20 protein-coding genes and 2 tRNA genes are annotated in these 26,329 nt (G+C 54.6%); 14 read left to right on the forward strand and 8 right to left on the reverse strand.

Translation table 11 applies throughout. From position 1 onward, the window contains the following. The 3 genes from Q0O07_RS10250 to Q0O07_RS10260 form a co-directional block, all read left to right on the forward strand. Window positions 1–905 (forward strand): pyruvate dehydrogenase complex E1 component subunit beta (locus Q0O07_RS10250; RefSeq protein WP_295493258.1); only part of this gene is annotated, 905 nt, incomplete at its 5' end. Between the two features lie 75 nt (window positions 906–980). Beyond that, a complete protein-coding gene (locus Q0O07_RS10255) occupies window positions 981–1,586 on the forward strand; it encodes a squalene/phytoene synthase family protein (RefSeq protein WP_295493260.1) in 606 nt (201 codons plus the stop codon). Between the two features lie 37 nt (window positions 1,587–1,623). Beyond that, complete coding sequence (locus tag Q0O07_RS10260) at window positions 1,624–2,088, forward strand: hypothetical protein (protein WP_295493262.1); 465 nt, start codon at window positions 1,624–1,626, stop codon at window positions 2,086–2,088. Between the two features lie 9 nt (window positions 2,089–2,097). Here the strand turns inward: Q0O07_RS10260 and trmFO are convergent, their stop codons facing one another. Next, window positions 2,098–3,435 (reverse strand): methylenetetrahydrofolate--tRNA-(uracil(54)-C(5))-methyltransferase (FADH(2)-oxidizing) TrmFO, encoded by a 1,338-nt coding sequence (gene trmFO / locus Q0O07_RS10265; protein WP_295493264.1) that lies wholly within the window; start codon window positions 3,433–3,435, stop codon window positions 2,098–2,100. Window positions 3,436–3,493: 58 nt separating this feature from the next. Between trmFO and Q0O07_RS10270 the strand changes: the two genes are divergently transcribed. Both Q0O07_RS10270 and Q0O07_RS10275 read left to right on the forward strand, forming a co-directional pair. Next, window positions 3,494–4,348 (forward strand): NAD(P)H-hydrate dehydratase, encoded by an 855-nt coding sequence (locus Q0O07_RS10270; protein ID WP_295493267.1) that lies wholly within the window; start codon window positions 3,494–3,496, stop codon window positions 4,346–4,348. Continuing rightward, a complete protein-coding gene (locus Q0O07_RS10275; RefSeq protein WP_295493269.1) occupies window positions 4,326–5,009 on the forward strand; it encodes a lysoplasmalogenase family protein in 684 nt (227 codons plus the stop codon). The genes Q0O07_RS10270 and Q0O07_RS10275 overlap by 23 nt, the downstream gene beginning before the upstream one ends. A 141-nt stretch (window positions 5,010–5,150) precedes the next feature. Here Q0O07_RS10275 and gyrA read toward each other — a convergent pair whose 3' ends face one another. Both gyrA and Q0O07_RS10285 read right to left on the reverse strand, forming a co-directional pair. Beyond that, on the reverse strand, window positions 5,151–7,877 hold the full coding sequence (gene gyrA, locus Q0O07_RS10280) for a DNA gyrase subunit A (protein WP_295493271.1): 2,727 nt from the start codon (window positions 7,875–7,877) through the stop codon (window positions 5,151–5,153). Window positions 7,878–8,004: 127 nt separating this feature from the next. Beyond that, on the reverse strand, window positions 8,005–8,682 hold the full coding sequence (locus tag Q0O07_RS10285; RefSeq protein ID WP_295493274.1) for an SDR family NAD(P)-dependent oxidoreductase: 678 nt from the start codon (window positions 8,680–8,682) through the stop codon (window positions 8,005–8,007). Between the two features lie 146 nt (window positions 8,683–8,828). Here Q0O07_RS10285 and Q0O07_RS10290 point away from each other — a divergent pair, with 146 nt between their 5' ends. Next, a complete protein-coding gene (locus tag Q0O07_RS10290) occupies window positions 8,829–10,157 on the forward strand; it encodes a hypothetical protein (protein WP_295493276.1) in 1,329 nt (442 codons plus the stop codon). A 48-nt stretch (window positions 10,158–10,205) separates the two neighbouring features. Here Q0O07_RS10290 and Q0O07_RS10295 read toward each other — a convergent pair whose 3' ends face one another. After that, window positions 10,206–10,682, reverse strand: a complete 477-nt coding sequence (locus Q0O07_RS10295; protein WP_295493279.1) for an Lrp/AsnC family transcriptional regulator — start codon at window positions 10,680–10,682, stop codon at window positions 10,206–10,208. A 264-nt stretch (window positions 10,683–10,946) separates the two neighbouring features. On the opposite strand from Q0O07_RS10295, the gene Q0O07_RS10300 reads away from it, so the two are divergent. Beyond that, window positions 10,947–11,023, forward strand: a tRNA-Ile gene (locus Q0O07_RS10300). Window positions 11,024–11,088: 65 nt separating this feature from the next. Next, a tRNA-Pro gene (locus Q0O07_RS10305) sits at window positions 11,089–11,165 on the forward strand. A 296-nt stretch (window positions 11,166–11,461) separates the two neighbouring features. On the opposite strand, the gene Q0O07_RS10310 is transcribed toward Q0O07_RS10305, so the two are convergent. The 4 genes from Q0O07_RS10310 to Q0O07_RS10325 form a co-directional block, all read right to left on the reverse strand. Continuing rightward, entirely contained in the window at window positions 11,462–12,520 is a 1,059-nt protein-coding gene (locus tag Q0O07_RS10310) for a glycosyltransferase family 1 protein (protein ID WP_295493281.1), read from the reverse strand. After that, window positions 12,517–13,410 carry a UDP-2,3-diacylglucosamine diphosphatase gene (locus Q0O07_RS10315; RefSeq protein WP_295493282.1) on the reverse strand — a complete coding sequence of 298 codons (894 nt, stop codon included), beginning with the start codon at window positions 13,408–13,410 and terminating at the stop codon, window positions 12,517–12,519. The genes Q0O07_RS10310 and Q0O07_RS10315 overlap by 4 nt, the downstream gene beginning before the upstream one ends. Window positions 13,411–13,513: 103 nt before the next feature. Continuing rightward, complete coding sequence (locus Q0O07_RS10320) at window positions 13,514–14,848, reverse strand: alkaline phosphatase family protein (RefSeq protein ID WP_295493285.1); 1,335 nt, start codon at window positions 14,846–14,848, stop codon at window positions 13,514–13,516. Next, window positions 14,848–17,061: a TonB-dependent receptor gene (locus tag Q0O07_RS10325; RefSeq protein ID WP_295493287.1), complete on the reverse strand. Its 2,214-nt coding sequence runs from the start codon at window positions 17,059–17,061 to the stop codon at window positions 14,848–14,850. Before Q0O07_RS10325 ends, Q0O07_RS10320 begins: the two co-directional genes overlap by 1 nt. 224 nt (window positions 17,062–17,285) lie before the next feature. Here Q0O07_RS10325 and Q0O07_RS10330 point away from each other — a divergent pair, with 224 nt between their 5' ends. The 6 genes from Q0O07_RS10330 to Q0O07_RS10355 all read left to right on the forward strand — a co-directional run. Next, window positions 17,286–17,666: a tetratricopeptide repeat protein gene (locus Q0O07_RS10330; protein ID WP_295493289.1), complete on the forward strand. Its 381-nt coding sequence runs from the start codon at window positions 17,286–17,288 to the stop codon at window positions 17,664–17,666. A gap of 284 nt (window positions 17,667–17,950) precedes the next feature. Beyond that, complete coding sequence (locus tag Q0O07_RS10335; protein ID WP_295493291.1) at window positions 17,951–19,543, forward strand: hypothetical protein; 1,593 nt, start codon at window positions 17,951–17,953, stop codon at window positions 19,541–19,543. Between the two features lie 80 nt (window positions 19,544–19,623). After that, the gene (locus Q0O07_RS10340; protein WP_295493293.1) at window positions 19,624–22,314 is read left to right on the forward strand and encodes a TonB-dependent receptor; all 2,691 of its coding nucleotides are present in this window, start codon (window positions 19,624–19,626) and stop codon (window positions 22,312–22,314) included. Window positions 22,315–22,519: 205 nt separating this feature from the next. Continuing rightward, window positions 22,520–23,308 carry a type II secretion system protein N gene (locus tag Q0O07_RS10345; protein WP_295493295.1) on the forward strand — a complete coding sequence of 263 codons (789 nt, stop codon included), beginning with the start codon at window positions 22,520–22,522 and terminating at the stop codon, window positions 23,306–23,308. A gap of 2 nt (window positions 23,309–23,310) precedes the next feature. Continuing rightward, window positions 23,311–25,494, forward strand: coding sequence for a type II secretion system secretin GspD (gspD, locus tag Q0O07_RS10350; protein WP_295493299.1), 2,184 nt, complete (start codon window positions 23,311–23,313; stop codon window positions 25,492–25,494). Further along, on the forward strand, window positions 25,494–26,329 hold an 836-nt coding region (locus Q0O07_RS10355; RefSeq protein ID WP_295493297.1), incomplete at its 3' end, for a GspE/PulE family protein. The genes gspD and Q0O07_RS10355, both read left to right, overlap by 1 nt.

Genomic DNA, 26,329 nt, shown 5'->3' on the forward strand with positions numbered 1-26,329 from the left:
TGATGGGTGAGGAAGTCGCAGAATATCAAGGGGCCTATAAGGTCACGCAAGGCCTGCTCGACGAATTTGGCGCGCGGCGGGTCATTGATACGCCGATCACGGAATATGGGTTTGCTGGCGTTGGTACAGGGGCTGCAATGGGGGGCTTAAGGCCCATCATTGAATTCATGACCTTTAACTTTGCCATGCAGGCGATTGACCACATCATCAACTCGGCGGCGAAGACCAATTATATGTCCGGCGGCCAAATGCGTTGTCCCATCGTGTTTCGTGGTCCCAATGGTGCCGCAGCGCGCGTCGGGGCACAGCACAGCCAGAATTATGCACCTTGGTATGCCAGCGTGCCCGGCCTCATTGTTATTGCGCCTTATGACGCCGCCGACGCGAAGGGATTGTTGAAAGCCGCCATTCGTTGCGAAGACCCGGTCATATTCCTAGAAAATGAACTGCTTTATGGCCGCACCTACGACGTTCCAGTGGGCGACGATCATGTGTTACCCATTGGCAAAGCGCGGGTTGTGCGTGAGGGCAAGGACGTTACTATCGTCAGTTACTCCATTGGCGTTGGCCTCTCGCTTGAGGCGGCGGACAGGCTGGCCGAAGACGGCATCAGCGCTGAGGTTATTGACCTGCGCACCCTTCGTCCGCTCGACAAGGCGACGGTTTTGGCAAGCCTTGCAAAAACCAATCGCTTGGTCGTTGCCGAAGAGGGCTGGCCAACTTGTTCGGTTAGCAGCGAAATTCTGGCGATCTGCATGGAAGAGGGCTTCGACGATTTGGACGCACCCGTTTTGCGCATCACCAACGAAGACGTGCCTATGCCTTATGCGGCAAATCTGGAGAAGGCGATGCTGGTAAACGCGGACAAGATTGTGGCTGGCGTTCGTAGAACGCTTGGGGTCTAATCACCCGGTGACCAGATTATCTTGGCGCTGGTTATTGAAAGCCATTGATAGCTTTGCTGCGCATAAAGCGCGCACATGACGACGGACGCTGTTTTGGAATTGCCCCCGCCCACCCGGCTGGCAATTGCTTATGCGCCGTCAGACGTTCGGTCTGCTTTTGCGTTGCTTCTGCAAATCGACAACCGCTTTGCCGAGATATTGCGCAATGCGCGCGAGCCGATGATCGCGCAAATCAAGATGGCGTGGTGGCGCGAAGCTTTTGCCAGCCCAGCTGAGGCGCGACCGAAAGGGGAGCCATTGCTGCAAGCGCTAAACGAAGTGGGCGAGTATATTCCGTTAAGCGCGCTTGAGGCGCTGGCTTCGGCGTGGGAGCATCTGCTGGGCAATGAGCGGTTCGGCCAAGAGCTTGTCGACGTCCATGCCGAATTGCGCGCAGAGGCGATTTTTCTGACCTATGCGGGTTGGATGGGCACATTGCAGGATATGCGACCCATTGGACGGATCTGGGCGCTTGAAGCCTTGCGGATTGCGTTTCCCGAACGCGTTGCAGATTGCAATATGCCACATGCGCCGTTGCCAAAGGCGCGGGCATTACGTCCATTGTCCATTTTGACCATGTCCGTGCGGACGGCGTCAGGGCCAAGATTAATTTTACATGCTTTAACAGGTATTTGGGTATAAGTTCTGCTTGCGAGACATTAATAAGGAGATGGTTGCAATGCAGCGTATGTTGATCGGCGGCGTTGCTGCCTTATTCATGGCGGGCGGCGGACTATTGGTCTGGCAGAGCATGGCTAATCAGCCGTCGCTTATCCCCGCGCCGCCACCGCCCGCAGTCATATCCGACAAGCTGCCTGAAGCAGGGGCGGATGCGCCTACCGTTGGCCCCGCGCCGCCCACCCCGCCGGAGGCGCCAAAAGCAAGCCGTGAGGAAGTGCGTTTCAACCGTTATGACCGCAACAGGGATGAACTTGTCTCTCGCCTTGAAATGATGGGCAGCCGGACGAAGGCATTCAAGACGCTGGATACCGATGGCAATAATCTGCTGACATTTGAGGAATGGGCGGCTGCCACGGGCCAGCGCTTTGCGAGCGCCGATGGGAACAAAGATCAGCTTTTGACGCGCAAGGAATTTGCCCGGACCCGACCCAAGACACCGGCAAAACCAGAATGTCGTTGCTAGGTCCTGACCCTAAGCCGCGACGGCTTGGGCGGTAATCCAGCTGTTTAAATCTGTCCGCGCCCTGCCGGTCATCGCGGCTTTGCGCGATTTCTTATGCACTTTTTCATCGAGCGGTGCGAACAGGCCGAAATTGATGTTCATCGGTTGATAATCGTCGGCCATTGCATCGCCGGTGATATGGCCAAGCAATGCACCAAGCGCGGTGGTGGATGGTGGCGCCGTAACCGTGCGACCGGCCAATTCCGCTGCCGTCATAATACCGGCCATCAAACCTACGGCGCTGCTTTCCACATAGCCTTCGCAGCCCGTAATTTGCCCAGCAAAGCGAATATGCGGGGCGGATTTTAACCGAAGCTGCCGGTCCAACAATATGGGGGCGCGGATGAAGGTGTTGCGGTGCAACCCACCAAGCCGCGCAAACTCAGCCTTTTCAAGACCCGGGATCATGCGGAGCAATTCAATTTGCGCTTTGTGCTTCATCTTTGTTTGAAACCCGACCATGTTCCACAACGTGCCCTGTTTATTGTCCTGCCGTAATTGCACCACGGCATGGGCCCAACGGCCCGTTCTAGGGTTGTCGAGGCCGACAGGCTTCATGGGACCAAAGCGCAACGTGTCTAACCCGCGCGATGCCATGACCTCAATGGGCATACAGCCTTCGAAATAAGGCGTGTTGGTCTCCCATTCCTTGAACTCCGCTTTCTCCGAGTCCAGCAGACCTTGGTGAAAGGCGCGATATTGCGCCTCGTCCATTGGGCAATTGATATAATCCTTGCCTTCGCCCTTGTCCCAGCGCGAGGCATACCACGCAATGTCCATGTCGATGCTGTCATGATAGACAATGGGCGCAATCGCATCGAAGAAAGCAAGGCGGTCCTCACCGGTTTTCGCCATGATGCTTTCGGCGAGATTTGTCGCCGTCAGCGGGCCAGTTGCGATAATTACGGGCCGATCAGTTGGAATGGCGTCCACACGTTCGCGCACGATTTCGATGTTGCTGTTGTTTTCGAGATGCTTTGTGACGGTTTCTGAAAATACGTCGCGATCCACGGCAAGTGCGGAACCGGCTGGTACCTTGGCGACTTCGGCCGCCTGCATGATCAGCGAACCCAAATCGCGCATTTCCTGATGCAAAAGGCCAACGGCATTGTTTTCGGCATCGTCCGACCGAAAGCTGTTGGAACATACCAATTCTGCCAGACCATCGGTTTGATGTGCTGGCGTCATATCCCCCGATCCGCGCATTTCCGACAGCCGCACGCGTACCCCGCGCTGTGCCAATTGCCACGCTGCTTCGCAGCCTGCGAGGCCGCCACCGATAATCTGGACATCATGTTTTTTGGTCATGAACGCGCGGCTATCAAAAATCTTTGGCGCTGCACAGGCAAAAGCGCCAAGATGGGACATGGGATTTACATTGAACTCTTCGGGCGACGGAACAATCTTGCGCCCAACGCTGCTTCCACCGCCTTCTGACGCGCACAAATATAGCCGTGGGCACGCGATGCTGTGGAGTGGGCCAGTCTTGCACACTGGCGCTTCGCGGCTATCTGCACAGGCGGCATTGGCGGTGGGCGCTGGCCTTGTTACGCTGATTGGCGACAGTGCGGCGCTGACGGAACACGCCGCCCATGTGACCGCTATCATGTTGCGCGAAACGGATATGTCCTTGGCCTGCGTTGATGATCGCGTTACCGCCTTTGCCATTGGTCCTGGCGCAGGGCCATCGGCACGGCAGGCTGTCCTCCAGATCCTGAGCCTGAATGTCCCGACTATACTTGATGCTGACGCATTAACGGCTTTTGAGCATGATCCCGCGACGTTGTTCGGCGCAACAGGCCCGCATGGCGTGATGACGCCGCATATGGGTGAGTTCCGTCGGCTTTTCCCGGACATATCGACTGATAACACTGCGGAGGCCGCGCGCAGGGCGGCGGATCGGGCGCAATGCGTTGTGCTGCTTAAAGGATCCGAAACTTGGATTGCTGCGCCTGATGGCCGCGCGTTGGTGAATCGCCATGCGTCACCTTGGCTCGCAACTGCCGGATCGGGGGATGTGCTCACTGGCCTGATTTGCGGGTTGGTGGCACAAGGCGTGCCGGTGTTTGACGCGGCGAGCATAGCGGTATGGCTGCATGGTGATATTGGCGTACGCGGCGGACCGGGGCTGACCGCGGACAATATGATTGGTCATATTACGCTTGTCTTGCGCGGGTGTTTGCACGATGCATCGCAAGATGGCTCAGGATCTTGCACATAAACGCCCGTATTTGCTCGGCAGCTTGATTGCAGGGATCAGCTTTCCAGCGACGTGGCTGCTCCTGCCGATTGACGGGGGAATATACGCCATCATCTGGAAAATGGCTGCGGTCGGGCTGCTGGTGCCATTCGCGCTGATTCGCCATCATCAAGGCGAATTTATCCTGCTGGCGATAATGCTCGCATTTTATGCACTGGGTGACGGGTTGATTGAACTCAGCATGGTCGCTGGGGCCTTGGCCTTTGCCGCCGGACATGCGGTGGCGATGGTCATCTATTTCCGTCACCGGCGGGTCAAACCGGCGTTCAACCAAAAGTTGCTGGCGGCCACAATATTTTTGGCCACGCCTGTCATTGCCTATTTCCTTCCGCCCACCCAAGACGAAGGCATTCAGGTGGCGGCCTATAGCGTCATCCTCGCCGCGATGGCGGCCATGGCATGGAGCAGCAATTTTCCGCGTTACCGCGTCGGTTTGGGTGCGATATTGTTCGTGGTTTCCGACTTGCTGATCTTCGCGGAGCTTGGACCGTTAGCTGGATCGACGATGACGGGCATAGCCATCTGGTATCTCTATTATTTCGGCGTGCTGATGATTGCGGTTGGCGTAGCGCAGACATTCGTAAAGCGCGGGCATTTTGCCGAAGGTGAAGAGCGCGACTGAATTGGGCGTCACCCCTCATAACGTCACCCTGAACTTGTTTCAGGGTCTATGTCTCCATTCTGACTCTGGTCGTGCTGCACGATGGACCCTGAAACAAGTTCAGGGTGACGCAGCATTGATCCGAGATGACTGTAGATTAGGCTATTCCGCTATTGGTGCATCGGTGATCGCAGCTTCGCCTTCGGCTCCGCTCTGAATGGAGGCGTCTGCATCATCGTCATCGCTCTCGTTAATCTTGGCAGCGCCGACCACTTGTTCATTGTCGCCAACATTGAACAAGCGCACGCCAGCGGTTCCGCGACCCAAAACGCGCAAGCTGTCGAGCGGCATGCGGATGAGCTTTGCCTGATCGGTGACAAGCATCAACTGATCGCCCTTTGTCGCGGGGAAGCTGGCCACGACGGGACCGTTGCGGTCGATATTGTCGATATTGGTTATGCCTTGCCCGCCGCGACCCGTACGGCGATAGGCGTAAGCGGATGACAATTTGCCATAGCCATTGGCGCACACCGTCAGGATGAACTGTTCACGCTCCGACATTTCCGCGATGCGTTCGGCAGAAATCATCGGCTCGCCTTCCTTCTCCGGCTTCCACGGCGCAAAGCGAAGATAATCCTCGCGCTCTTCTGGTAATGTACCGACGCGTTTGAGGATCGATAGCGACATAACCTCATCGCCTTTCGCCAACTTCATGGCGCGCACGCCAGTCGACGCGCGGCTTTGGAATTCGCGAATGTCGTCAGCCGCAAAGCGGATGGCCTTACCATAGCGGCTTGCGAGAAGGACATCATCCTCTGCGCTTAACAGTTCCACGCCAATCAGCTTATCGTCTGCGTCTTCGCCTTCGAACTTCATGGCGATTTTGCCATTGCTTGGGACATTTGCAAAGGCGTCCATGCTATTGCGGCGGGCATAGCCCTTTGATGTCGCAAATACGACGCTCAGGCCGCCCCATTCGGCTTCATCCTCAGGCAAGGTCAAAACATTGGATATGACTTCGCCTTCGCCCAGTGGCAGCAAGTTGACCATAGGCCGACCGCGTGTGGACGGTCCACCTTCGGGCAGTTTCCAAACCTTCAGGCGATAAACCTTACCGATGTTGGAGAAGAATAATACGGGCGTGTGCGTGCTGGTTACGAACAATTCGGTAACGGCATCCTCATCTTTGGTCGCCATACCCGCGCGGCCCTTGCCACCCCGATTCTGCGCGCGGAATATCGCCAAGGCAGTGCGTTTGATGTAACCGCCATGGGTGACGGTAACGACCATTTCCTCACGCTCCATAAGGTCTTCATCGTCCAAGCCATCCCAGCTTGCGGTGATTTCGCACAGGCGCGGGGTGGAGAATTCTGCGTCAATCGCAACGAGTTCCTCGCGTAGAACAGCATATAGCTTTACGCGGTCGCCCAAGATTGCGAGATATTCTGCGATGCTTTCTGCAAGACCCTGAAGCTCTTTGCCAATTTCGTCACGGCCAAGCGCGGTCAGGCGATGCAAACGCAACTCGAGAATGGCGCGAACCTGCGGCTCCGACAATTGATAGCTATCGCCAGTAATCTCGGTTTCGACCGCTTCCACCAATTTGATGTAAGACGCGATTTCGGCGATTGGCCATTTGCGCGCAATCAATGCCGCACGCGCTTCGGCGGGGCTGGCGGAACCCCGAATGATCCGCACGACTTCGTCCAAATTGGTAACCGCAACGACAAGGCCAAGCAACAAATGCGCGCGTTCGCGGGCCTTATTGAGCTCAAACTTCGTGCGGCGGGTGATCACTTCTTCGCGGAAACGAATGAAGGATTCGATGATGTCGCGCAGGTTCAAGACTTCGGGCCGACCGCCACGAATGGCGAGCATATTAGCGGGGAAGCTCGATTGCGCCTGCGTGTGGCGCCACAATTGGTTGAGGACAACGTCAGTGGTCGCATCCCGCTTTAAATCGATGACGATACGCACGCCTTTACGACTCGATTCATCGCGAATGTCAGACACGCCCTCAATCCGCTTATCCTTCGCCGCTTCGGCGATTTTCTCTACAAGGCCGGATTTACCGACCTGAAACGGTATGCTGGTGAGGACGATAGAGCGGCGGTCGCCTTTTCCTTCTTCAATTTCATGCCGCGCGCGCTGCATGATGGAGCCCTTGCCTTCACGATAGGCCGCACGTGCACCGCCCGTGCCAAGGATCAGCGGGCCTGTAGGAAAATCAGGGGCGGGGACAATTTCGATGAGTTCGTCAATCGTAATCGCCGGATTATCGATATAGGCCAAGCATGCCTTGATCACTTCGCCCAGATTGTGCGGCGGAATGTTGGTCGCCATGCCGACGGCAATACCGCCAGCGCCATTGACCAACAGGTTCGGGAAGCGCGCGGGCAAAACCTGTGGCTCTTCCCGACTGCCGTCATAATTGGGCTGGAAATCGACCGTATCCTTATCGAGATCGTCCAAAAGCGCGTTTGCAACTTTGTTCAACCGCGCCTCGGTATAACGCATCGATGCGGGCGGATCGGGGTCCATCGAACCAAAGTTACCCTGACCATCAATCAACGGCACGCGCATTGACCAATCTTGAGTCATCCGCGCCAGCGCGTCGTAAATCGCGCTGTCGCCATGCGGGTGATAATTGCCCATAACATCGCCGACGATCTTCGCCGATTTGCGATAGGGCCGCCCGGCGACAAAGCCGCCTTCTTGGCTAGCGAACAAAATCCGGCGGTGAACCGGCTTTAAACCGTCGCGCACATCGGGCAGGGCGCGCGATACAATGACCGACATCGCATAATCGAGATAGCTCGACTTCATTTCATCGACAATGTCGACGGGTGAAATGTCCGATGGGTCCAAGGTAACTGTGTCGTCGGTCACGCCGCGATAATCCTTATAATCTTATAATATAGGGACCCTAGACCTAACGTGCAGAAATGGCCACATGCGACTGCCCTAATCGCGCTTTTTTCACCAGCTTATCCACAGATTGACACCTTGGCGGCGGTTAGGGCGTGACCAAGCTTCCGTCATAGGCAAAAATTTGCCCGCTTTGTTCCGGTTTCAGTCCATGGAGCACATTGAGCATGTCTCCAGCCGCGCGGGCAGGGGTGAAGCGTTCATGCGCGGGATTGCCCTTGAACGGGGCGCTGAGCGCCGTCTCGACGGTGCCGGGATGTAGGCCGACGACAATGGATTGCGGATTTTTGCGCTGCCATTCGATAGCGATATTGCGGATCAACATATTGAGCGCGGATTTTGATGCACGGTAGCTGTGCCATCCACCTAAGCGATTGTCGGATATACTGCCCACCCGCGCGGACAAGGCCGCAAAGCAAATCGGGCCTTGCTTGGCCATGATAGGCAGGAAGTGCTTGGCGACCAGTGCAGGCCCGACCGCGTTGATGCGGAAGTTTTCCATCATCCAGTCCGGATCAAGCTCGCGAAGGCCCTTCTCCGGACCTTTTTGGGTCGAATGTAGCAATCCAGTCGCAACAATGACCATGCTTATAGGAGGATGTGTACCGGTCAGAGAAGCGGCTGCTGCCGCAATACTGGCCTCGTCCGTTATATCCAAAAGCGGGGCGCTCGCTCGATGAAGCCGGATGACCTGCGCATAATTTGGATCTTGTTCCAAAACATCCGCCAGCGCGGCTCCAATGCCACCGCGCGCGCCAATAATCATTGCACTGCTTTCACCCACTTGTTTTTTGCTCCGGTTCGTTCAACGGGAATTCACGCAATGGCGCTATGGCAATTGCACAGACGATAGCATGGTCCTATAAACCAAGTTTTAGACGGCCCAAGGCTTAATAATTTGCGGAGAGTTACATGAAACTGGTTTCAAAATTTGCCCTCGCTTTGTCATTGGTAGCGGTATCAGCTGCGCCTGACGCCTTTGCGCAGTCCGATGAAAAGCCAAAGAAGGAAAAAAAGGGTAAGGAAGCGGCTGCAGCGCCAAAGAAAAATTACTCCAAACCTTTCATCGCCGCTTATGTGCCGGTGGCGGATTTATTAAACAAAACCAAGGACCCTGTTGCTGCTAAGGCAGAATTTCCAAAGGTTGTTGCCGCCATTGGCAATGATGATGACCGTTACGAAGCGGGCATATTGGCCATTAACATCGGCGCGGTGTCAAAGGACCTGGCATTTCAAGAGCAGGGCATCGATTTGTTGATTGCATCGGCATCAACCCCTGCCGATTTGAAGAGGGAATACACGTTTCGTAAGGGGGCCATTGCCTATGATGGCAAGAGATTTGCGGATGCCGAAAAAAATATGATCGACGCCTATAATTTGGGGCACCGCGCCAACAACATCGAATTTTTGATTTCCAACGCGATGTCGCAGCAAAACAAGGATGCAGACGCGGTCGCATGGATTGGCAAGGCTATTGATGCCAGCAAGGCCACGGGTTCAGTGAACAAGACCTATCTCGTGCGTGCTGCCATCCTGTCGGCCAAGGCGAAGAACTACGCCGGTGCGGCTAATTTTTATAAAGACCTGATAATAGCGGAAAATAACCCGGATTATTGGCATGATGCGTTGGCGTTTTTTGACCGCTCGCGTGACTTCAATCCCGAAGAAACGCTCGATATCATGCGGTTAATGCGCGTCACCGATGGCATTCGGTTTCAGCAGGAATATGCCGGTTATCTCGACAGCCTGAGTTATATCGGCGTGCGTTACCCGGCAGAAGCGGTTTCCGTGCTGGACGAAGGCTTCGCCAAGGGTTTGATCTCGCGCAATAATGTGACGTTCAGCGAACGGTATAACGAAGCGAAGGCGCGTCTCGCGGAAGACACGCGCACCTTGGCCGGCACAATCGCGCCCGCCAAAGCTAGTCCGAAGGGCATGTTGGCCTCGCTTACCGGCGACTCTTTCTTTTCGCACAAGGATTACAAGACCGCGAAGGAACTGTATGAATCGGCGTTGAGTAAAGCACCCGTTCTCGACAAGGATGGCGGCGACCAGACCGACCGCACACGTTTCCGTCTTGCCATGTCAAAGACGATGCTTGGCGATTATGCGAGCGCGAAGGCTGACTTTGATATGGTCACGAGTGCAAACCGTAAGGCAATTGCCGAATATTGGGTGGCGTTCATTAACCACCGGGAAAAAGCAGCAGCAGCGCCAATTGCGGCTGCGCCAGTCACCTGAGATTTGGTCAGATAAGGTAAAAAGGGGCCTGCGCAATCGGGTCCTTTTTTATGCCTGGGAAATAGGGACGCCGGGCTCGTCTTTGGCCGTGCGGATGGTCAGCGATGTTTTGACACTGCTCACATTGGGTGCGGACGTCAGTTTTGAGGTTAGAAATTCCTGAAATGACTGAAGATCGCGGGCTACAATCTTCAAAATAAAGTCAATCTCTCCATTGAGCATGTGGCACTCACGCACATCAGGTAATGCGCGGACATGTTGTTCAAACGCCTTTAGGTCATCCTCAGCCTGGCTTTTTAGGCTAACCATGGCGAAAACGGTAATGGTGTAGCCCAACGCGCTTGCGTCCACATCGGCATGATAGGATTTGATTGTACCCGATTGCTCAAGCGCACGCATACGGCGCAAACAGGGGGGGGCGGTCAGACCGACCTTGGTGGCGAGCTCAACATTAGTTATGCGACCGTCGGCCTGCAATTCGGCCAAAAGCTTCATATCTATCGCATCAAGGTTCGTATTAGCCATGATTTGGTAATTTCCATTTCTATTCTGCCCCATGCTTATAATATAATTATGCCGCATTGCAATTGTCCCATAGTGTAACGCCTCCAAATTGATGCTTTCGCGCGATCGGAATCGCGTTTATCGCGCGATCATTGGAGGTAACTGACCGCTGGGAATGAACGAAAACAAGATCGCCGACCAAATTGCGCCTGTTATGTAAGATAAAGACTTGCGCATTCTCCCAAAGTTCGGCTATCGGCGCGCAGGTAGTTGGCGAGCCGGTCAGGGCCTGTAGCTCAGTTGGTTAGAGCTGGCCGCTCATAACGGCTAGGTCGGGGGTTCGAGTCCCTCCGGGCCCACCAGCTTCGCATCGCGATGTTGGCAGGCAGCCAGCCGCGCGGACATTGTTATACCAGTGATCCCATGTCGGGGAGTAGCGCAGCCTGGTAGCGCATCTGGTTTGGGACCAGAGGGTCGCAGGTTCGAATCCTGTCTCCCCGACCATTTTCTTCCTGTGATGTGTAATTTTTCGCTTTAGTCGGACATATCGACGGAGCTATCGTCCAATGTGGCATGCGCGTTACCGCGCGCGCATCTGTTCTGCATTGCGAACGGCCAATAGGCCAGTTGATGCACATCCTGCGGGAACAATGATGGCTTTTTGCTGTTAGCTATTCGGACACACTGCCTGCGAATCCTCCCTTTGTTAGTTCGGTGTGTCCAACCTAACTGATAGAGCATACCCCCAAAGCATGGCTCCGAAGTCATTACGGAACCGCCCTGCATTGATCGCCAATGGCTTACGCGGCTAGCGCGCCTGAATTATTGGCTCTCGTAATGCCGTTCAGAAATTGGCTCGTGCATGTGTCCCAGCAAAATTGGGCCCCATAATCTGCAGCATCGGCGCGATCAAGCGACAGCGCGCCGTTGATCGCCTCGGCCAGATCGGGCTTAAGGCAACCAATTGCGCGGTCTAACATACCCTGTGGTCCGCAACCCTCGGCCCCGATAATGTCCAGTGGGCCCTGAACCGGATAACCGGCCACCGGAACGCCAGTTGCGAGTGCCTCAAGCATGACAAGGCCGAAGGTGTCAGTTTTGCTGGGAAATACGAAAACATCGGCAGAAGCATAAATACTAGCCAGCTCCGTGCCATGACGTGTACCGAGAAAAACGGCGTCTGGATATCGCGCCTGAAGATGCGCGCGGGCAGGGCCGTCCCCAACGATGACCTTTGTTCCCGGGACATCGGCGTTAAGAAAGGCCTCCAGATTCTTTTCTATCGCCACTCTTCCGACCGACAACAATATCGGCTTATTAAGATGCGTCAGACTTGGATGGTCGGGCTGGGCCGGATGGAACACGGCATGATCAATTCCACGCGACCAAAGCTGTGTAGGCTGTATGCCGCGGCTTTCCAGCTCGTCCCGCAGGCTTTGTGTCGCCGTCAAGATCGCGCGTGACCCTTTATGGAATTTACGCATGATGGGCCAGATGAAGTCTGGCGATAGTCGCGTCCGTGCGGCGACATATTCGGGAAACCGGGTATGAAAAGCCGTTGTGAAAGGCACGTTGTGCTTTAAACACCAAGCGCGCGCGCTCCATCCGATGGGGCCTTCGGTTGAGATATGGACGATGTCGGGGCTGAACGCTCCTAGCGCCTTACGCACACCGAAACGCGGTGCAAGCGCTAATCGGATTTCAGGATAGCCGGGGCAGGGAATCGTCGTGAACCTGTCAGGTGCGACAACCTCAACCGCATGTCCGCGCGATTTCAAGCGGCTTATCGTTTCGGTTAAAGTGCGCACTACGCCGTTGACTTGTGGTGCCCAGGCGTCCGTCGCGATGGCCAGCCTCATGCTGCGACGGCCCCTTGCTTCGCGGCGCGATCCCGTACGTGCGCTGCCCAGTCGATGATGGACATTGTGCCATCCTTGGCTTCCGCCAACGCGGTGCAGCTTTCAACCCAATCACCGTCATTATAGTAGGTTATCGAACCAAATTGGCGAATCTCGGCGCAATGGATATGACCGCAGACCACACCTTCCACGCCACGCTGCAACGCTTCGCGTGCAACAACTTCTTCATATTGCCCAATATATTGCACGGCATTTTTAACGCGCTTTTTCAGGTAAGATGATAGCGACCAATAAGGCAAGTTGAACCTGCGTCGCACGGCGTTGAGCACAATATTGGCCCTCAACAGCAATGTATAAGCCTGGTCACCCAGAAAGGCGAGCCAACGGGCATATAGGACAATGCCGTCAAAAGCATCGCCATGCGTTACAAGCAAATTGCGCCCGTCAGCAGTGGTGTGGATCGCCTCCAACTGCACCTCGACGCCCCCAAAGCTGAGGCCTGCATAGTCACGGAACATCTCGTCATGGTTGCCGGGAATGTAAATGACGCGGGTGCCGCGATGCGCCATTTTTAACACGCGGCGAATAACCTCATTATGTTGGTCCGGCCAATACCAGCCCTTACGCAAGCGCCAACCGTCAACAATGTCGCCGACCAGATAGAGCGTGTCGCACTCAACCGAATGCAGAAAATCGCTCAGCAAACCCGCCTGACAACCGGCCGTACCAAGGTGCACGTCGGATATCCAAATAGTGCGCATTTTCATCTTTGGCTGAAAGCTTCGCGGCTCCGGCTTATCGAACCATGATGGCAGCTTGGGCCGCTTGTCATCATGTTCCAGGCGTGGCGTGTTGATTGTGCCAGTATCGCTAAATGCTGTATGTTTCATCTGTTTTTACCCCCATCAGATGTATTTGGGGTAGCTGCCCGATGGGTCAGGTGCGTTGCAGATCGATGACAGTTTTCTTGCCATCGACCTAATATCGACGCAGTTACTTGATGGCGGGAACCTCTGCATCCGGAAGCGTCAGTCCCATCGCCTTTGCAAGGGTAGGGGCAATCGCGCGCATGTCGATTTCGCCCAAATTGCGTCCTTTTTGAATGCCTTTGCCCATTATCATGAAGCTTGACCGCATGAAGGGTTTGTCAGGAAAATAGCCGTGCGTACCTTTACTGGCCGACGGACTTATCAAAGGCGCGGCAGCGCCTTTGAAGCTGCCAGCATAAGCATTGGGCGCAAAGCCGACGTAAAAGCTTGCCTGAGGATTCGCGCCATACTCAGCGACTTTCGATTCGGCGGCTATCTCGGCTATGCCGTTCTTAGGGTCAGCTTTTAACTGTGCCAAAAGTCCTGAAACGCGTGCGCGTAACGCTGGGTCGGATGGTCGCTTTAAAACAATAGCTGACGATCCGCCCGAGTTCCATGGACTGGCTTCCCAATCTTTGATTTTGCCATTGACGTCGAGGACAATCAAGCCTGCGTCAATGAATGCCCGATACAGGTTTACCTCAGTATCAACCTTTGAAAAGCCATGGTCGGAAACAACGGCGATGAAGCTGTCAGGCTGTGCGGCCATTTGTGCCGCGATGATCTTGCCGACGACGGCGTCAATCCGTTTAAGCACCGCATGCGCAGCCGCCGTGTCTGGGCCTTTCTCATGCTGTTCATGGTCGAGCGCAGTCAAATAGACGGTCGTAAAATACGGTTTTTCGCGCGTGATGAGCGCGGTGGCAAACTTGCCACGGGTTTCATCGCCGGTAATGCTTTCGTCGATACCGGGGGCATATTCGCCTAGCTGGGTTTCCAACGATTCGATCAAACCCGGAGTGGCAAGCGACTTCATCAGCTTTGCATCATCCGCATGACCCGTGCGCCAGATTTGCGGGATATTCCATTTTACCGCGCTGGCGTTGACGCTAACCGGCCAATGCACATTTGCGGTGGTCAATCCTGCCTTTGCGGCGACATCCCACAAGGTTGGAACCTTAAAATCGCTGGCGTACCAATACCAACCGCCTTGGTTGATTTGCAGGGGATCGAAGCTGTTGTTGCCGAATATGCCATGCCGCGATGGGCTGACACCTGTGATCAGCGTCGCGTGGCTTGGGTACGTTACCGTAGGCAGAACGCCGCGCACGCCTTGGGCATAGCTGCCTTGCGTGATGAAGCGTTTAAGATTCGGGATATCGATCCCGCGTTTTTCCGCTTCAATGACATCATCGGGTTGTAACCCGTCGATGGAAATCAGCAGCACCGGTTCCGCCGAAGCCGCCGACGGCAGCGCACTCACGAGGAGCGCGCTGCCGATCAGCATAGCAGACTTCATCAGAAGCCAGCTTTCAAGGTTACAAAGAACTGCTGCGGTGAACCGGCCAGCAATGTTTGGTTATCGCCGCTATTGCCGAAACCGTTTGAACCAATGGTTGAGACATATGGTTTGTCGAGCAGATTGACAGCATTCAATTGCAGCTCAAGCGGAACGCGCATTCCAGCGTCAAAGCGATAGCCCAATGTTGCATCGACCAGCACGCGTGCGGGGACCGATTTATCATTGAGATATGTAAAGTAACGCTTGCTCATATAATTGGCACCGACGCGCCCGAAGAACGTATCGCTGTCATAAGCAACTTCGCCGCGCAGCAGATGCTTTGGCGTATCCACAACATCCTTGCCCTTAATGGCGATTGTGGCCGTGGGCGTGATGACATTGTCCTCATAGGTCGCGCCCGTGTAGCTGTAGGACGCGAACAAGGTCATGCCGCCACCCAAGCGAACGTCGCCGGCTGCTTCAAAACCAATGGAACGTACATTACCAACGTTTTGCAGAATGGCAGGGTTGCCAACGATGCCCGCGCCCGTTGACACGCCCAACAGACGGTTACGGAAATTGACGTAATACACGCCGATAACGCCGTTAAAGACATTGTCATTATATCGCGCACCAAGTTCGAAGGTGTCTGAACCTTCTGGCTTCAGTCCGCGCGCAACAAGGGCATCGAACCCAGCTTGCGTTGTGGCGAACGGTCCGCTCGTCGCGGACGATATGAACGCACGCGTAACTTGTGTGAACCCACCGAAGATTTCGGCTTTGTCGTTCAACTTATACGCGGCACCAACATGCGGTTGGAACCAATCTTGCGATTTGATCTTACCGGCTGCCAGTGTTCCTTGAATGCGCGGGTTGGCTTCATTGTTGACTTGAAAACCCTTCCACCCAAGATTGACGGTCAAATCGCCAAAGCTGATTTTGTCCTGCACATAATATTGCAGCGTATCCGTGTTGAAATCGAACAGCCACTGCGTGCGGAATGGGTTGCGCAAGAACTTGCTGTGATCAAGACCTGCTGTGGTGTTGCTTTCATAGGCATAAAAACGCCGGGCGTGCGTGAAATCATTATGCTCATACCAGCCGCCAACGGTGATCTCATGATTGCCAACTTCGGCATTTAGCGAGCTGAATACACCGCCGCGCCGAATATCATATTCGGTTGTCCGTGCGGACATGGGAACGCCATTCGGGCTCGCAACATAAGGCGTGCCCCACGTCCCTTGGCCTTCGTTTTTGTGATAATAAGCCTTGACCTTAAACGTGACGGCATCGGTCAATGGAGTGGTCAAGCCAAGAGCACCAAGCGTATCTTTACGTAAGCCCGAAGCATCATAATAGCTGTCATCGAGATTGTTGATTGGGGCCACAAATACGCCACGCGCCGCAGCAATTGCCTTGGCATAATTAGGGAAATAATTGTCATGGTCATAACCAAGGCGTTTGATCATTTCCAGCGAGAGGTCATGATAATCTTTCTCGGAACGGTCTGAATAAGAAAAATAGGCGTCAAATTCAGCTTCGCCGACAGGGATAATCGCCTTGGCGTTCATTTGCGTGTTGCGCTGATCTCCGCTGCCTTTCCACTTTTCGGCATTGTGATACACGCCGGAGACGAAGCCGCGAACGCCGCCCGCTTCTCCAAAATTGACGCGGCCAAAGGCGCGCATTGTGTTTTCCGAACCATAAGTCAGGTTGGCGTCGACGCCAAAGCCGTCGCTGTTATCTGCGGAGAAGAATTCAAGCGTGCCGCCAAGGTTGTTTGTGGCTTGCGTTCCGATTGAACCAGAACCCTGCGACACTCTGGTTACGCCGATATTGTCCGAAATGATCGCGCGGCCGATGTGGAGGCCGTTGTTGTTTCCGTAAGAGGAATCACCCAGCGGGATCCCATCGAGCGTGTAGCCAAGCTGGTTCTGGTTGAACCCGCGGATCGATACGCGGCTTGACCATTCATAGGTTCCAAATGGGTCAGCGGACTGAAAATTGACGCTGGGGAGTTTCTCGATTGCCTTTAATGGGCTTGTTCCAGGGGCAAGGATTAAAAGCTCCTTGCTTGAGAGTTCTTGTACCTGACGTGTTTCGCCTTTTCCGAACACAACAATTTCAGCTTCGTCCGAGTCGACTGCAGCAGCCGTGTTTGCCTGTTGAGCCATAGCAGGCACCGAACCAAAGGCCACTCCCGCCAAAAGCATTGCTGATATTTTACGCATGTTTTTACCTTCCCTGAGCATGTTTTCAGGACGGGTCACTAGGGAGGGTGCGTGGCTGTTTGATGCGGTTATTGCGCCACTTTTGCAAAAGTTTTGTGGCTAAAATATTTCTGCTGCACAGCGCCCAATTCCGAGCCTAATTCCAATAATTACACTTTTATGACATTAATGTTGCACTAGTGTCATCAAAGTGTAATATTGAAGGGAGGAAAAGGAGAAACGCTATGAAAATATTGTTGTTGGGCGCTTTGGTCGCCGGGACTATTTCAGTTGCAGCACAGGCTAAGTCGGAAGCAACCGGCGAAATTTCATATCCGAAAGGTTCGATTGGATATGAGGCACTGATGCGCGGCGATAATGCACGGGCGATCTCCCAAATCATTACGAGCGAACAGGTTAGCAAGCATGACCCTGCAAAACTACTTAATCTTGGACGCGCTTACGCGCGGATGGGGATGACCGAGCAAGCAGCGGGGTATTTCAAAGCCGCGATGCAGGTGCGTGAAAGCGTGGAATTGGTTTTAGCTGATGGCCGCGTGATGGATTCCAAGGTTGCCGCACGCGCGGCGTACGCCAATCTGCAACGGCGTGTAGCGACGCGCTAAGTCGCGGCCACTAAAGTTTACATAAATAAACGTTATAAAAGGCGAGCCGTGCAGGCTCGCTTTTTTCGTTTGTGCGAAAACATGCTATGAGCAATGAGGTTACCCGCAGGGTGTCATATTTTTGACGCAAATTATTCTTCTAAATGCAATGTAATACGCACAGGTCTGTCATTGGCGGCTCCTACATACGGTGCCGTCAACGGGTGGGGCCTCAAGTTGATTCGTCGCTGGTCCGTTGCATCTGCCTATAATCGGGCATGTCATTTTTGTTGCGGAGATTAAGAATGTTTGACCCTAAATTGCGCGGGATCGTATATGCGACAGCAGCAGCCGTCCTTGTAACTGGTTGTGGCGCAGACGATATCGCGTCGCCAGGCACCGGTGGTAACATCACCATCAACAACCCTGCTCCACCTCCGCCACCGCCACCGCCACCACCGCCACCAGCAACCGTAACGGCTGCAACCGGCTGCCCCACGATTGGTAACCCAGTTCAGCTGACCGACGATGGCACGATCACTGGCCCAACAGGCACATATCGTGTTTGCACATTGCCAGCGCGTTTGACGGCGAGCTCAACTTTGCCGAAGGTAACCGGACTGCTATATCGCCTTGGTGGTCGCGTTGATGTTGGTACGGACAGAGGCCCGACGCCCCTTGCCAGTTCTACCGCTGAAGCAGCGGCTACAGTGACATTAAGCATCGCGCCAGGCGTAACGATTTTTGGTGGTACTGGTGTTGCTTGGTTGAACGTTAACCGCGGCCACCGCATTAGCGCGGTTGGGACTGCAGCCCTTCCAATTATTTTTACAAGTCGTGATAACGTCATTGGTTTGAACTCGGATAGCTCGATCGGTCAATGGGGTGGTGTCGTTCTCAATGGACGTGCGCCCGTTACCGACTGTGCTGCACCTAATGCTGCGCCAGGCACGGTTGCTTGTGAGCGTCAGGTAGAAGGCGCCGTTGATCCCGCACTTTACGGTGGCGCTACCGCCAACGATAACAGCGGTCAGATGAGCTTTGTGCAGATCCGTTTCTCGGGCTTCGTGCTCTCGGGTAACTCGGAACTTCAGTCCTTAACAACTGGCGGCACCGGCTCAGCTACTGTTCTGAACAACATCCAGTCGTTCAACAGCTCTGATGATGGCGCAGAATTCTTCGGCGGCAACGTCAACATGAAGTATTTCGTGTCGATTGGCGCGGACGATGATAACCTAGACACTGACATGGGTGTAAAGGCCAACTTCCAATATGTATTGGCAGTCCAGCGTCCAAATGCTGGTGACTCGATGATTGAAGCTGATACGGACAATGATCTGGACGGCAACATTCCGCGCCAGAATACACGCCTTTCGAACTTCACCTTTATCCAGCGCAACAACGTCGGCAACGGAGCTGCCATGTTCTTGCGTGGTGGTACGGATTACAGCATGTTCAACGGTGTGGTTGTTAGCCCATCGGCCTCATGCTTGCGTATCAGCCGAGCGCAAACTGCGTCGACAACAGTGAATGCAGCAATTGACGAAGCTGGCGCGCCAGTGTTCCGTTCAGTGGTCATGCAATGCTCAGCGACACCGTTCGTTGGTTCAAACTCTGTAACCGCCGCGCAGGTAAGCACCCTCTTTGGTTCGGGCGCGAACAACAATAACAGCGCGTACACTCCAAGCCTGTCATTATTGTTCATCAATGGTGCCACTGAAGCTGCGGTAACAGCTTTCGACGCCAAGACCATTGCATCCTATTTTGATACCACAACCTACATTGGTGCGGTGAAAGATGCGAATGACACATGGTACGCCGGTTGGACTTGTAACAGTGCTACCGCTGCGCTTGGTACCAGTGTAACTGGTCTTTGCACCTCACTCCCTACCTATTGATAGGCAGTCATTGATTGGGGTGGGGTGCAGGCTTGGCCGGGCACCCCACCCCATTTTTACATCATAAAAAGGGAATGAAAATGTTGAAGCCATTGGGGGCAATCAGCCTGTTGCTTTTAACGTCCGCACTTGTTTCGCCATCGATGGCATTCGCGCAAAGCGCTGAGCCTGCGGCAGCCGAAGCAGCAGAACCAACGCCAGAAGGCGCAGCCACGGACACCGCGGATCAACCGGTGGAAGAGGAAGTTGATGTCTCCTTCGGTGGTGAAGAAATCGTTGTCCGCGGATATCTGGATCGCAATATCTCAAAAAATGCAGCGCAGGTTGTGTCGGTTCTGTCATCCGCAGATATTGAACGGACGGGTGAGGGCGATATCGCTGGCGCTCTTTCGCGCGTAACCGGCTTAAGCGTCGTTGGCGGCGGCTTCGTCTATGTGCGTGGTTTGGGCGATCGTTACTCTTTGGCATTGCTGAACGGTTCGCCATTGCCGAGCCCTGAACCGCTGAAACGCGTTGTTCCCCTTGATCTGTTCCCGACAAGCGTCATTGCTTCTTCGCTTGTGCAGAAAACCTATTCCGCGAACTTCCCTGGCGAATTCGGCGGCGGTGTAATCAACCTCACTACCAAGGCTATTCCGCGCGAAACATTTCTGACGGTGAGTGCGGACGCCAGCGGCAACAGCGAAACAACCAATCAGCTTGGCTATACATATTATGGCAGCTCAATGGATTGGAGTGGCTTTGACAATGGGAACCGTAATCTTGCGCCAGCGCTTGCCGGTTATCTTGCCAGTGGTAAGCGCATCAGCGCCGGCGGTGTAGACACGAAGGCTATCGCAGGCCAGTTGGTAACAGGACGCAATGCTGTCGTGCAACGCGACACTAAACTTCCTGCAAATGGCTCGGCAAATATTACGGGTGGCACCAATTTCGAAATTGGTGACGATGCAACCATGGGTATCTTGTTCAACGCCGGTTATAATAACAAGTGGCGTACACGGGACACGTTGCAGCAAACTGCTTCGACCCGCGATCTGAGTGAAAAAGAAACAGATTTCCAGAAGGTTATAACGGACAACCGTCTGGTTGTTAACGGCCTTCTCGGTTTTGGTGTCGAAGCTGGTGAACAAAAGGTGCGTTGGACCAACCTGTTCATCCGCGACACCTTGAAACAAGCGCGGTTGGGAATTGGTACACGTCAAGCGACATCGCCAACTGCGACATTGCTGCAACAGGATACTGCCTGGTTTGAACGGCAGTTGATTAACTCGCAACTTGTTGGCGAATTCAAGCTATCACCTGATGTGAACTTCAGCTTCCGTGCCGGATACGCCAATTCGAAGCGTGAAGCGCCGGACGAACTGAGCTTTGAATATTATCGCAGCAATCAGGCGTCTGATCCATTTGGCGCGGTGTTCATCAACCGCCTGAACAACGGTCAGCAGGGCAGCGCTGAGGTGAGTTATTCTGACCTCAGTGAGGACCTCTGGTCGGGAAGCGCCGATCTGTCGTTCAAGATCACGCCAGATATGACCGGTACGGTTGGCTATGCCTATTCTGACACGGTCCGACGTACCGAGCGCCGCGATTTTCAGTTTGTAGCTCCGGGCGGCACGCCAGTGACTTCGGCACTCTTTCGGCCTGACTTTTTGCTGCAACCCGATGTCATCAATTTCTATAACATCGCGCTGATCGATACTAACGAAGCCAACCCAGTTTTTGAATCTGCATTGCTTACGCACGGCGCTTATGGCCAAGTTCAGGCGTTTATCACGCCGGAAATCAGCCTCAATATGGGCGTGCGTTATGAAAAGGCCGAGCAAACAGTTTCGCCGGTTCAGGTTTTCACGGTGCCGACAGCGTCTTTGGCTTCCACCAGTCTAAATCGGGCCTATTGGCTGCCCGCTGCGACGGTGACGTGGGACATTAACGACCAGATGAAGTTCCGTGTAAGCGGTTCAAAGACAATTGCCCGTCCGCAATTCCGCGAACTGATTTTCCAGAATTTCTATGACACCGATTCCAACCGTCTTTTCCGCGGAAACCCGTTATTGACTGACAGCCAGTTGTACAACGCTGAAGCGCGGTATGAATGGTATTTTGATCGGGAGCAACGGTTCACGATTGCTGGTTTCTTCAAGCGTATCAATAAGCCGATCGAGTCGTTCTCAAGTTTTGATGCCAACTCGGTCGTTACCAGCTTTGCGAATGCACCGAAGGCCAATTTGTACGGTGTGGAAATCGAAACGCAGAAATATTTCGACCTGTCAGGCTTAGGTGAAGAGGGTTTCTTCTCAACCCGCCGCGTTGTGGCTATCGCGAATTACACCTACACCCAATCAAAAATCAGTGTGAAGGCTGGTGATACAGTTGGCGTGTTTAATGCGTCGTCCACCAGCGCGCTGGACTTCTTCAGGGACGGTTCGGCATTAACGGGGCAGGCTGATCATCTGGTCAATCTACAACTTGGGTTGGAAGATACTGAGCGTCTGTCGCAGCAGACAATCTTGCTGACTTACGCAACTGACCGGGTCACCAGTCGCGGTGCTTCAGGACAACCCGACATCAAGGAACGCCCGGGTATTCAGTTGGATTTTGTTGCCCGCGAAGGCTTCAAGCTTGGTGGAAAAGAGGCCGAGTTGAAGTTTGAAGTGCGTAACCTGACGAACACAATTTATCAGGAACGGCAAGAAAGCGGTAAAAATGTCATTTTCTACAACCGCTATAAGCAGGGTATAAGTGCATCAATCGGCGTCGAAATAAACTTCTAACGATTTTTTAGACGCCTAATTTACGGCGGCATGTTGTTATCAACGTGCCGCCGTTGTTTTGCGTAGCATGTAAACGCGTGTATGAATCGTCATGAAACTGTCATTTTAAATTCACTTTTAAGTCACAATGGGGTCTTAGTCCCGCTTCAACGGGCGGAATCGCCAAGGGGGTTTTGTGGCAGGATCATGGGTTGAAAGGGTTAGGGTGCAATCACGCGCGCTGACGTTGCGCCCATTTGGCAACATATTCATCGTCCTGATTGCTATCCTTTTGGCGTTTCAGATAACGCGGCTTTTTTGGGTAATCATAACACCGGTTGGTCCGCTTGCCGGATGGCGCGCCCCATCGGTCAATGTTATTGCGCCATCGGCTCGGCTAGCGCTCTTTAAAGGCTTTGATCCCTTTTATCGCACTGAGGCGCCTTCCACGTCCGCACAAAATGTAACGTCCTTAAACCTTGTTTTGTTTGGCGTGCGCGCAAATGAAAGCTCGGGCGGCGGTTCCGCCATCATTGCCGGCGAGGACGGTATCCAAAATAGTTTTGCGGTCGGTGAAGAAGTTGCACCTGGCGTGACTTTGGATGCCGTTGCTTTTGACCATGTGATATTGTCACGTGGCGGGGTGAAGGAATCGCTCTATCTGGATCAGTCGGTTCCTGCGGAAACCGTTAGCCCCTCCGGAGCTGCGCCGCAGGCCACACCCGCTGCGTCCGCGACCGGCGGGCTGAATGCCCAAACGCTGCAAAAGGCCATTGGCTTTGCGCCGCGTAACGAAGGGGGCAGGGTAACTGGCCTCGTTCTGAAGGCCCAAGACGACGGCACGATACTTCGGCTCGCCGGATTTCAAGCTGGCGATATTGTTGTTGCCGTCAATGGTCGTCCCGTTTCATCAGCCACTGATGTCATAGCCCAATTCCGACCCGGATCCCGTATTAGCGTCGAAGTCGAACGCGGCGGTTCAAAGGTCCCCATCGCTCTAAATCTGGAACAATAGTGATCCGTAAATTCTCCTTATGGTTGGCGTGCAGTACGCTTGTTTTGACAACGCCAGCGGCGGCACAGCAGACATTGAACGTCCGCGACGCCGACATCCGCGCTTTTGTGCAAGACGCCGCGCGTGTCACGGGGCAAACCTTCATCGTTGATGGCCGCGTCAGTGGCAAGGTGTCGGTTGTGACCGACAGGCCCTTGTCGCGTTCGGAATATTTTGAAGTATTCTTGTCCACGCTGCGCGCAAATGGCCTTGTCGCCATTCCCATGCGCGGCGGGGGATATCGCATTCAACCTTCGGACGGTGCGGCAACGCAGCCAACCCGCGTTGGGAGCAGGGCCGAGGCTGCCAGTCAGTTTGTAACCGAAGTGTTCCGCTTGCGGTCGATTGATGCAACAACGGCGGTGGAAACGCTTCGTCCCTTGATCAGCCGGGAAGGCTCGTTGACGGCGAACCGCAGCGCAAACAGCCTTGTGGTCGCTGATTATGCCGACAATATCCGCCGCATCCGCGATCTCATCCGTCAGATTGACCGTGATAGTGCTGCCACGCAGATTGTGACGCTGGACAATGCTGGCGCGCGTGAAATTGCGACGGCATTGCAAGGATTGGCTGGTCAGGGCGGCGGCGAAGGCGCGCGTGCGCCTGTATCTATTGCTGCGATCGACAGCAGCAACGCAATCGCGCTGCGCGGCGACCCGACATCGGTGGCGCGCTTTGCTGAAATGGCGAAACAATTGGATGCCCGCGCGCAAACAGGATCGGAAATTCGCGTCTACCGGCTTGAGCATGCGAACGCTGAAACTTTGTTAGAAACCGTCCAATCGCTCATTGGCGGACAAGGCGGTGGCGCGCGGGGCGGCGATATGCCGACCGTGGTTGCACCTGCAAATAACGGAGCGTCGGCTGCTCCGGCAGCGCCCATCGTTGCGGCATCGTCTGGCACGGGCACGAACAGCATTGGTGGACGCGGGCCTATTGTTGTGACGCGTTATGAAGGCACAAATGCCCTCATCGTCGCTGCCAATCCCGACGTGCAGCGCAGCTTGGGCGAATTGATCCGGCAATTGGATACGCGGCCTGAACAGGTTCTGGTGGAAGCCATTGTGGTGGAAATTGGCAATGAAGCGGCCAAAAAACTTGGCGTGCAATTCCTCGTCGGGGGCAAGGACGCACCCTTTGCAGCGACCAATTACTCCAACGCGTCGCCCAATATCCTAACAATAGCAGGGGCCGTTGGGGCCGAGGAGCTGACGCGCACGACCACCACCGTCAATGGCAACACCACGACCACCGGGACCAGCAGCGCCTTGGGTGACGGCCTGCAAGAGGCCGCTGCGGCATCTATTTTGAGCGCGACGGGTGGCTTTGGCGGCTTTGCGCTTGATATCGGTAACAATGCGATTTTTGGTACAATCATCAACGCAATTGCAGCCGACACAGAATCCAACCTTTTGGCAACGCCCCATATCGTTACGTTGAACAATCAAAAGGCGAAGTTTCTGGTCGGGCAGGAAGTACCCGTCAGTACGGGCGAACAATTGTCCGCAAACTTTGAAAATGCATTCCGTACCGTGCAGCGGCAGGAAGTCGGCATCAAGCTTGAGGTCACGCCGCAGGTCAATGCGCAAGGCGATGTGAAGTTGTTCCTCAAGCAAGAAGTGTCGAGCGTTGCTGGCCCTGTGTCCTCGCGGTCAAACGACCTTGTCCTTAACAAACGCGAATTCGAAACCACCTTGACCGTTGGTGATGGGCAATTGTTGGCGATAGGCGGGTTGCTTAACGATGACGAGCGCCGAACGATTGAGCGCATTCCTTTGCTGAGCGACATTCCCCTGATTGGTGAGCTGTTCAAGTCGCGCAGCCGCAGCCGCAGTAAAACCAACCTGATGGTGTTCATCCGGCCTACCATCTTGCGCAGCCGGGAAGATGGGGATCGATTGACCGCGCGCCGTTATGATTATGTGCGCGACATGCAGAAGGTTCGTAATCCCGATATGGAGCCGAGCATCGATGAATTGCTGCGCGACTATATGGGCGCCCTGCCGCCAACTGACCCCAATGCTCGGGCGAACGACATTATGATCGGTGCAGACGGCAATTTGACGCGGCCGCCGGCAGCTGGTCCGCTCAAACCCGCAGATGTGCCGGCGAGCGCCATATCAACGCCCAGCGGGGATGGACAATAATGACCGATCCGCAAGGCGCGTTGGAACGACAGGGCGCAATTGGCGCCGATGCTGACGCAGCGGTGACTACTGCCCAGATCACGCCATTGCTGGACCTGCCTTATGCCTTTGCCAAAGCGCATGGTTTGGTTTTGCGTCACGAGAGCAATGATCGTTTAATCGTCGCCATGCGCGAGGGCGCAGATCCGCTTATGCTGCTGGAAGTGCGGCGCTATCTAGCGATGCCGTTTGATGTTGAGATAGCTGATAATCAGACCTTTGACCGCTATCTGTCCGACCATTATGCCATGGACGGCAGTGCGGCGGCCATGGCGGGTTCGATTGGGCATAATGACGGCGATCTGTTGTCCGATATGTTGCCAAGTGTCGATGACTTGCTCGACAGTGCCGATGACGCACCCGTTATCCGCCTGATTAACGGCATCATAGCGGAGGCTGTGCGGCAAGGTGTTTCGGATATTCATATAGAGCCTTATGAAACGGGCCTTGTGATCCGCATGCGCGCCGACGGCGTGTTGCAGGAACGGCTCCGGCTCCCTGCCAATGTCGCGCCTGTTGTCGTTAGCCGTATCAAGGTCATGGCGCGTCTCGACATTGCGGAGCGCCGCATTCCGCAAGATGGCCGCATTGGCCTGACGCTGGGTGGAAAAATGGTCGATGTGCGCGTGTCGACCTTACCCAGCCGCGCTGGTGAGCGCGTTGTTATGCGTATCCTCGACAATGAAAATGCTGGGATTTCGCTCGATCTGTTGGGCATGTCCGACGAGACCCTTAAGATATTGCGCGAAGCATTGGCGGAACCCAATGGTATTATCTTGGTTACGGGGCCCACTGG

It is taken from the genome of Sphingorhabdus sp. EL138 (assembly GCF_945890115.1).
GTDB lineage: Bacteria > Pseudomonadota > Alphaproteobacteria > Sphingomonadales > Sphingomonadaceae > Sphingorhabdus_B.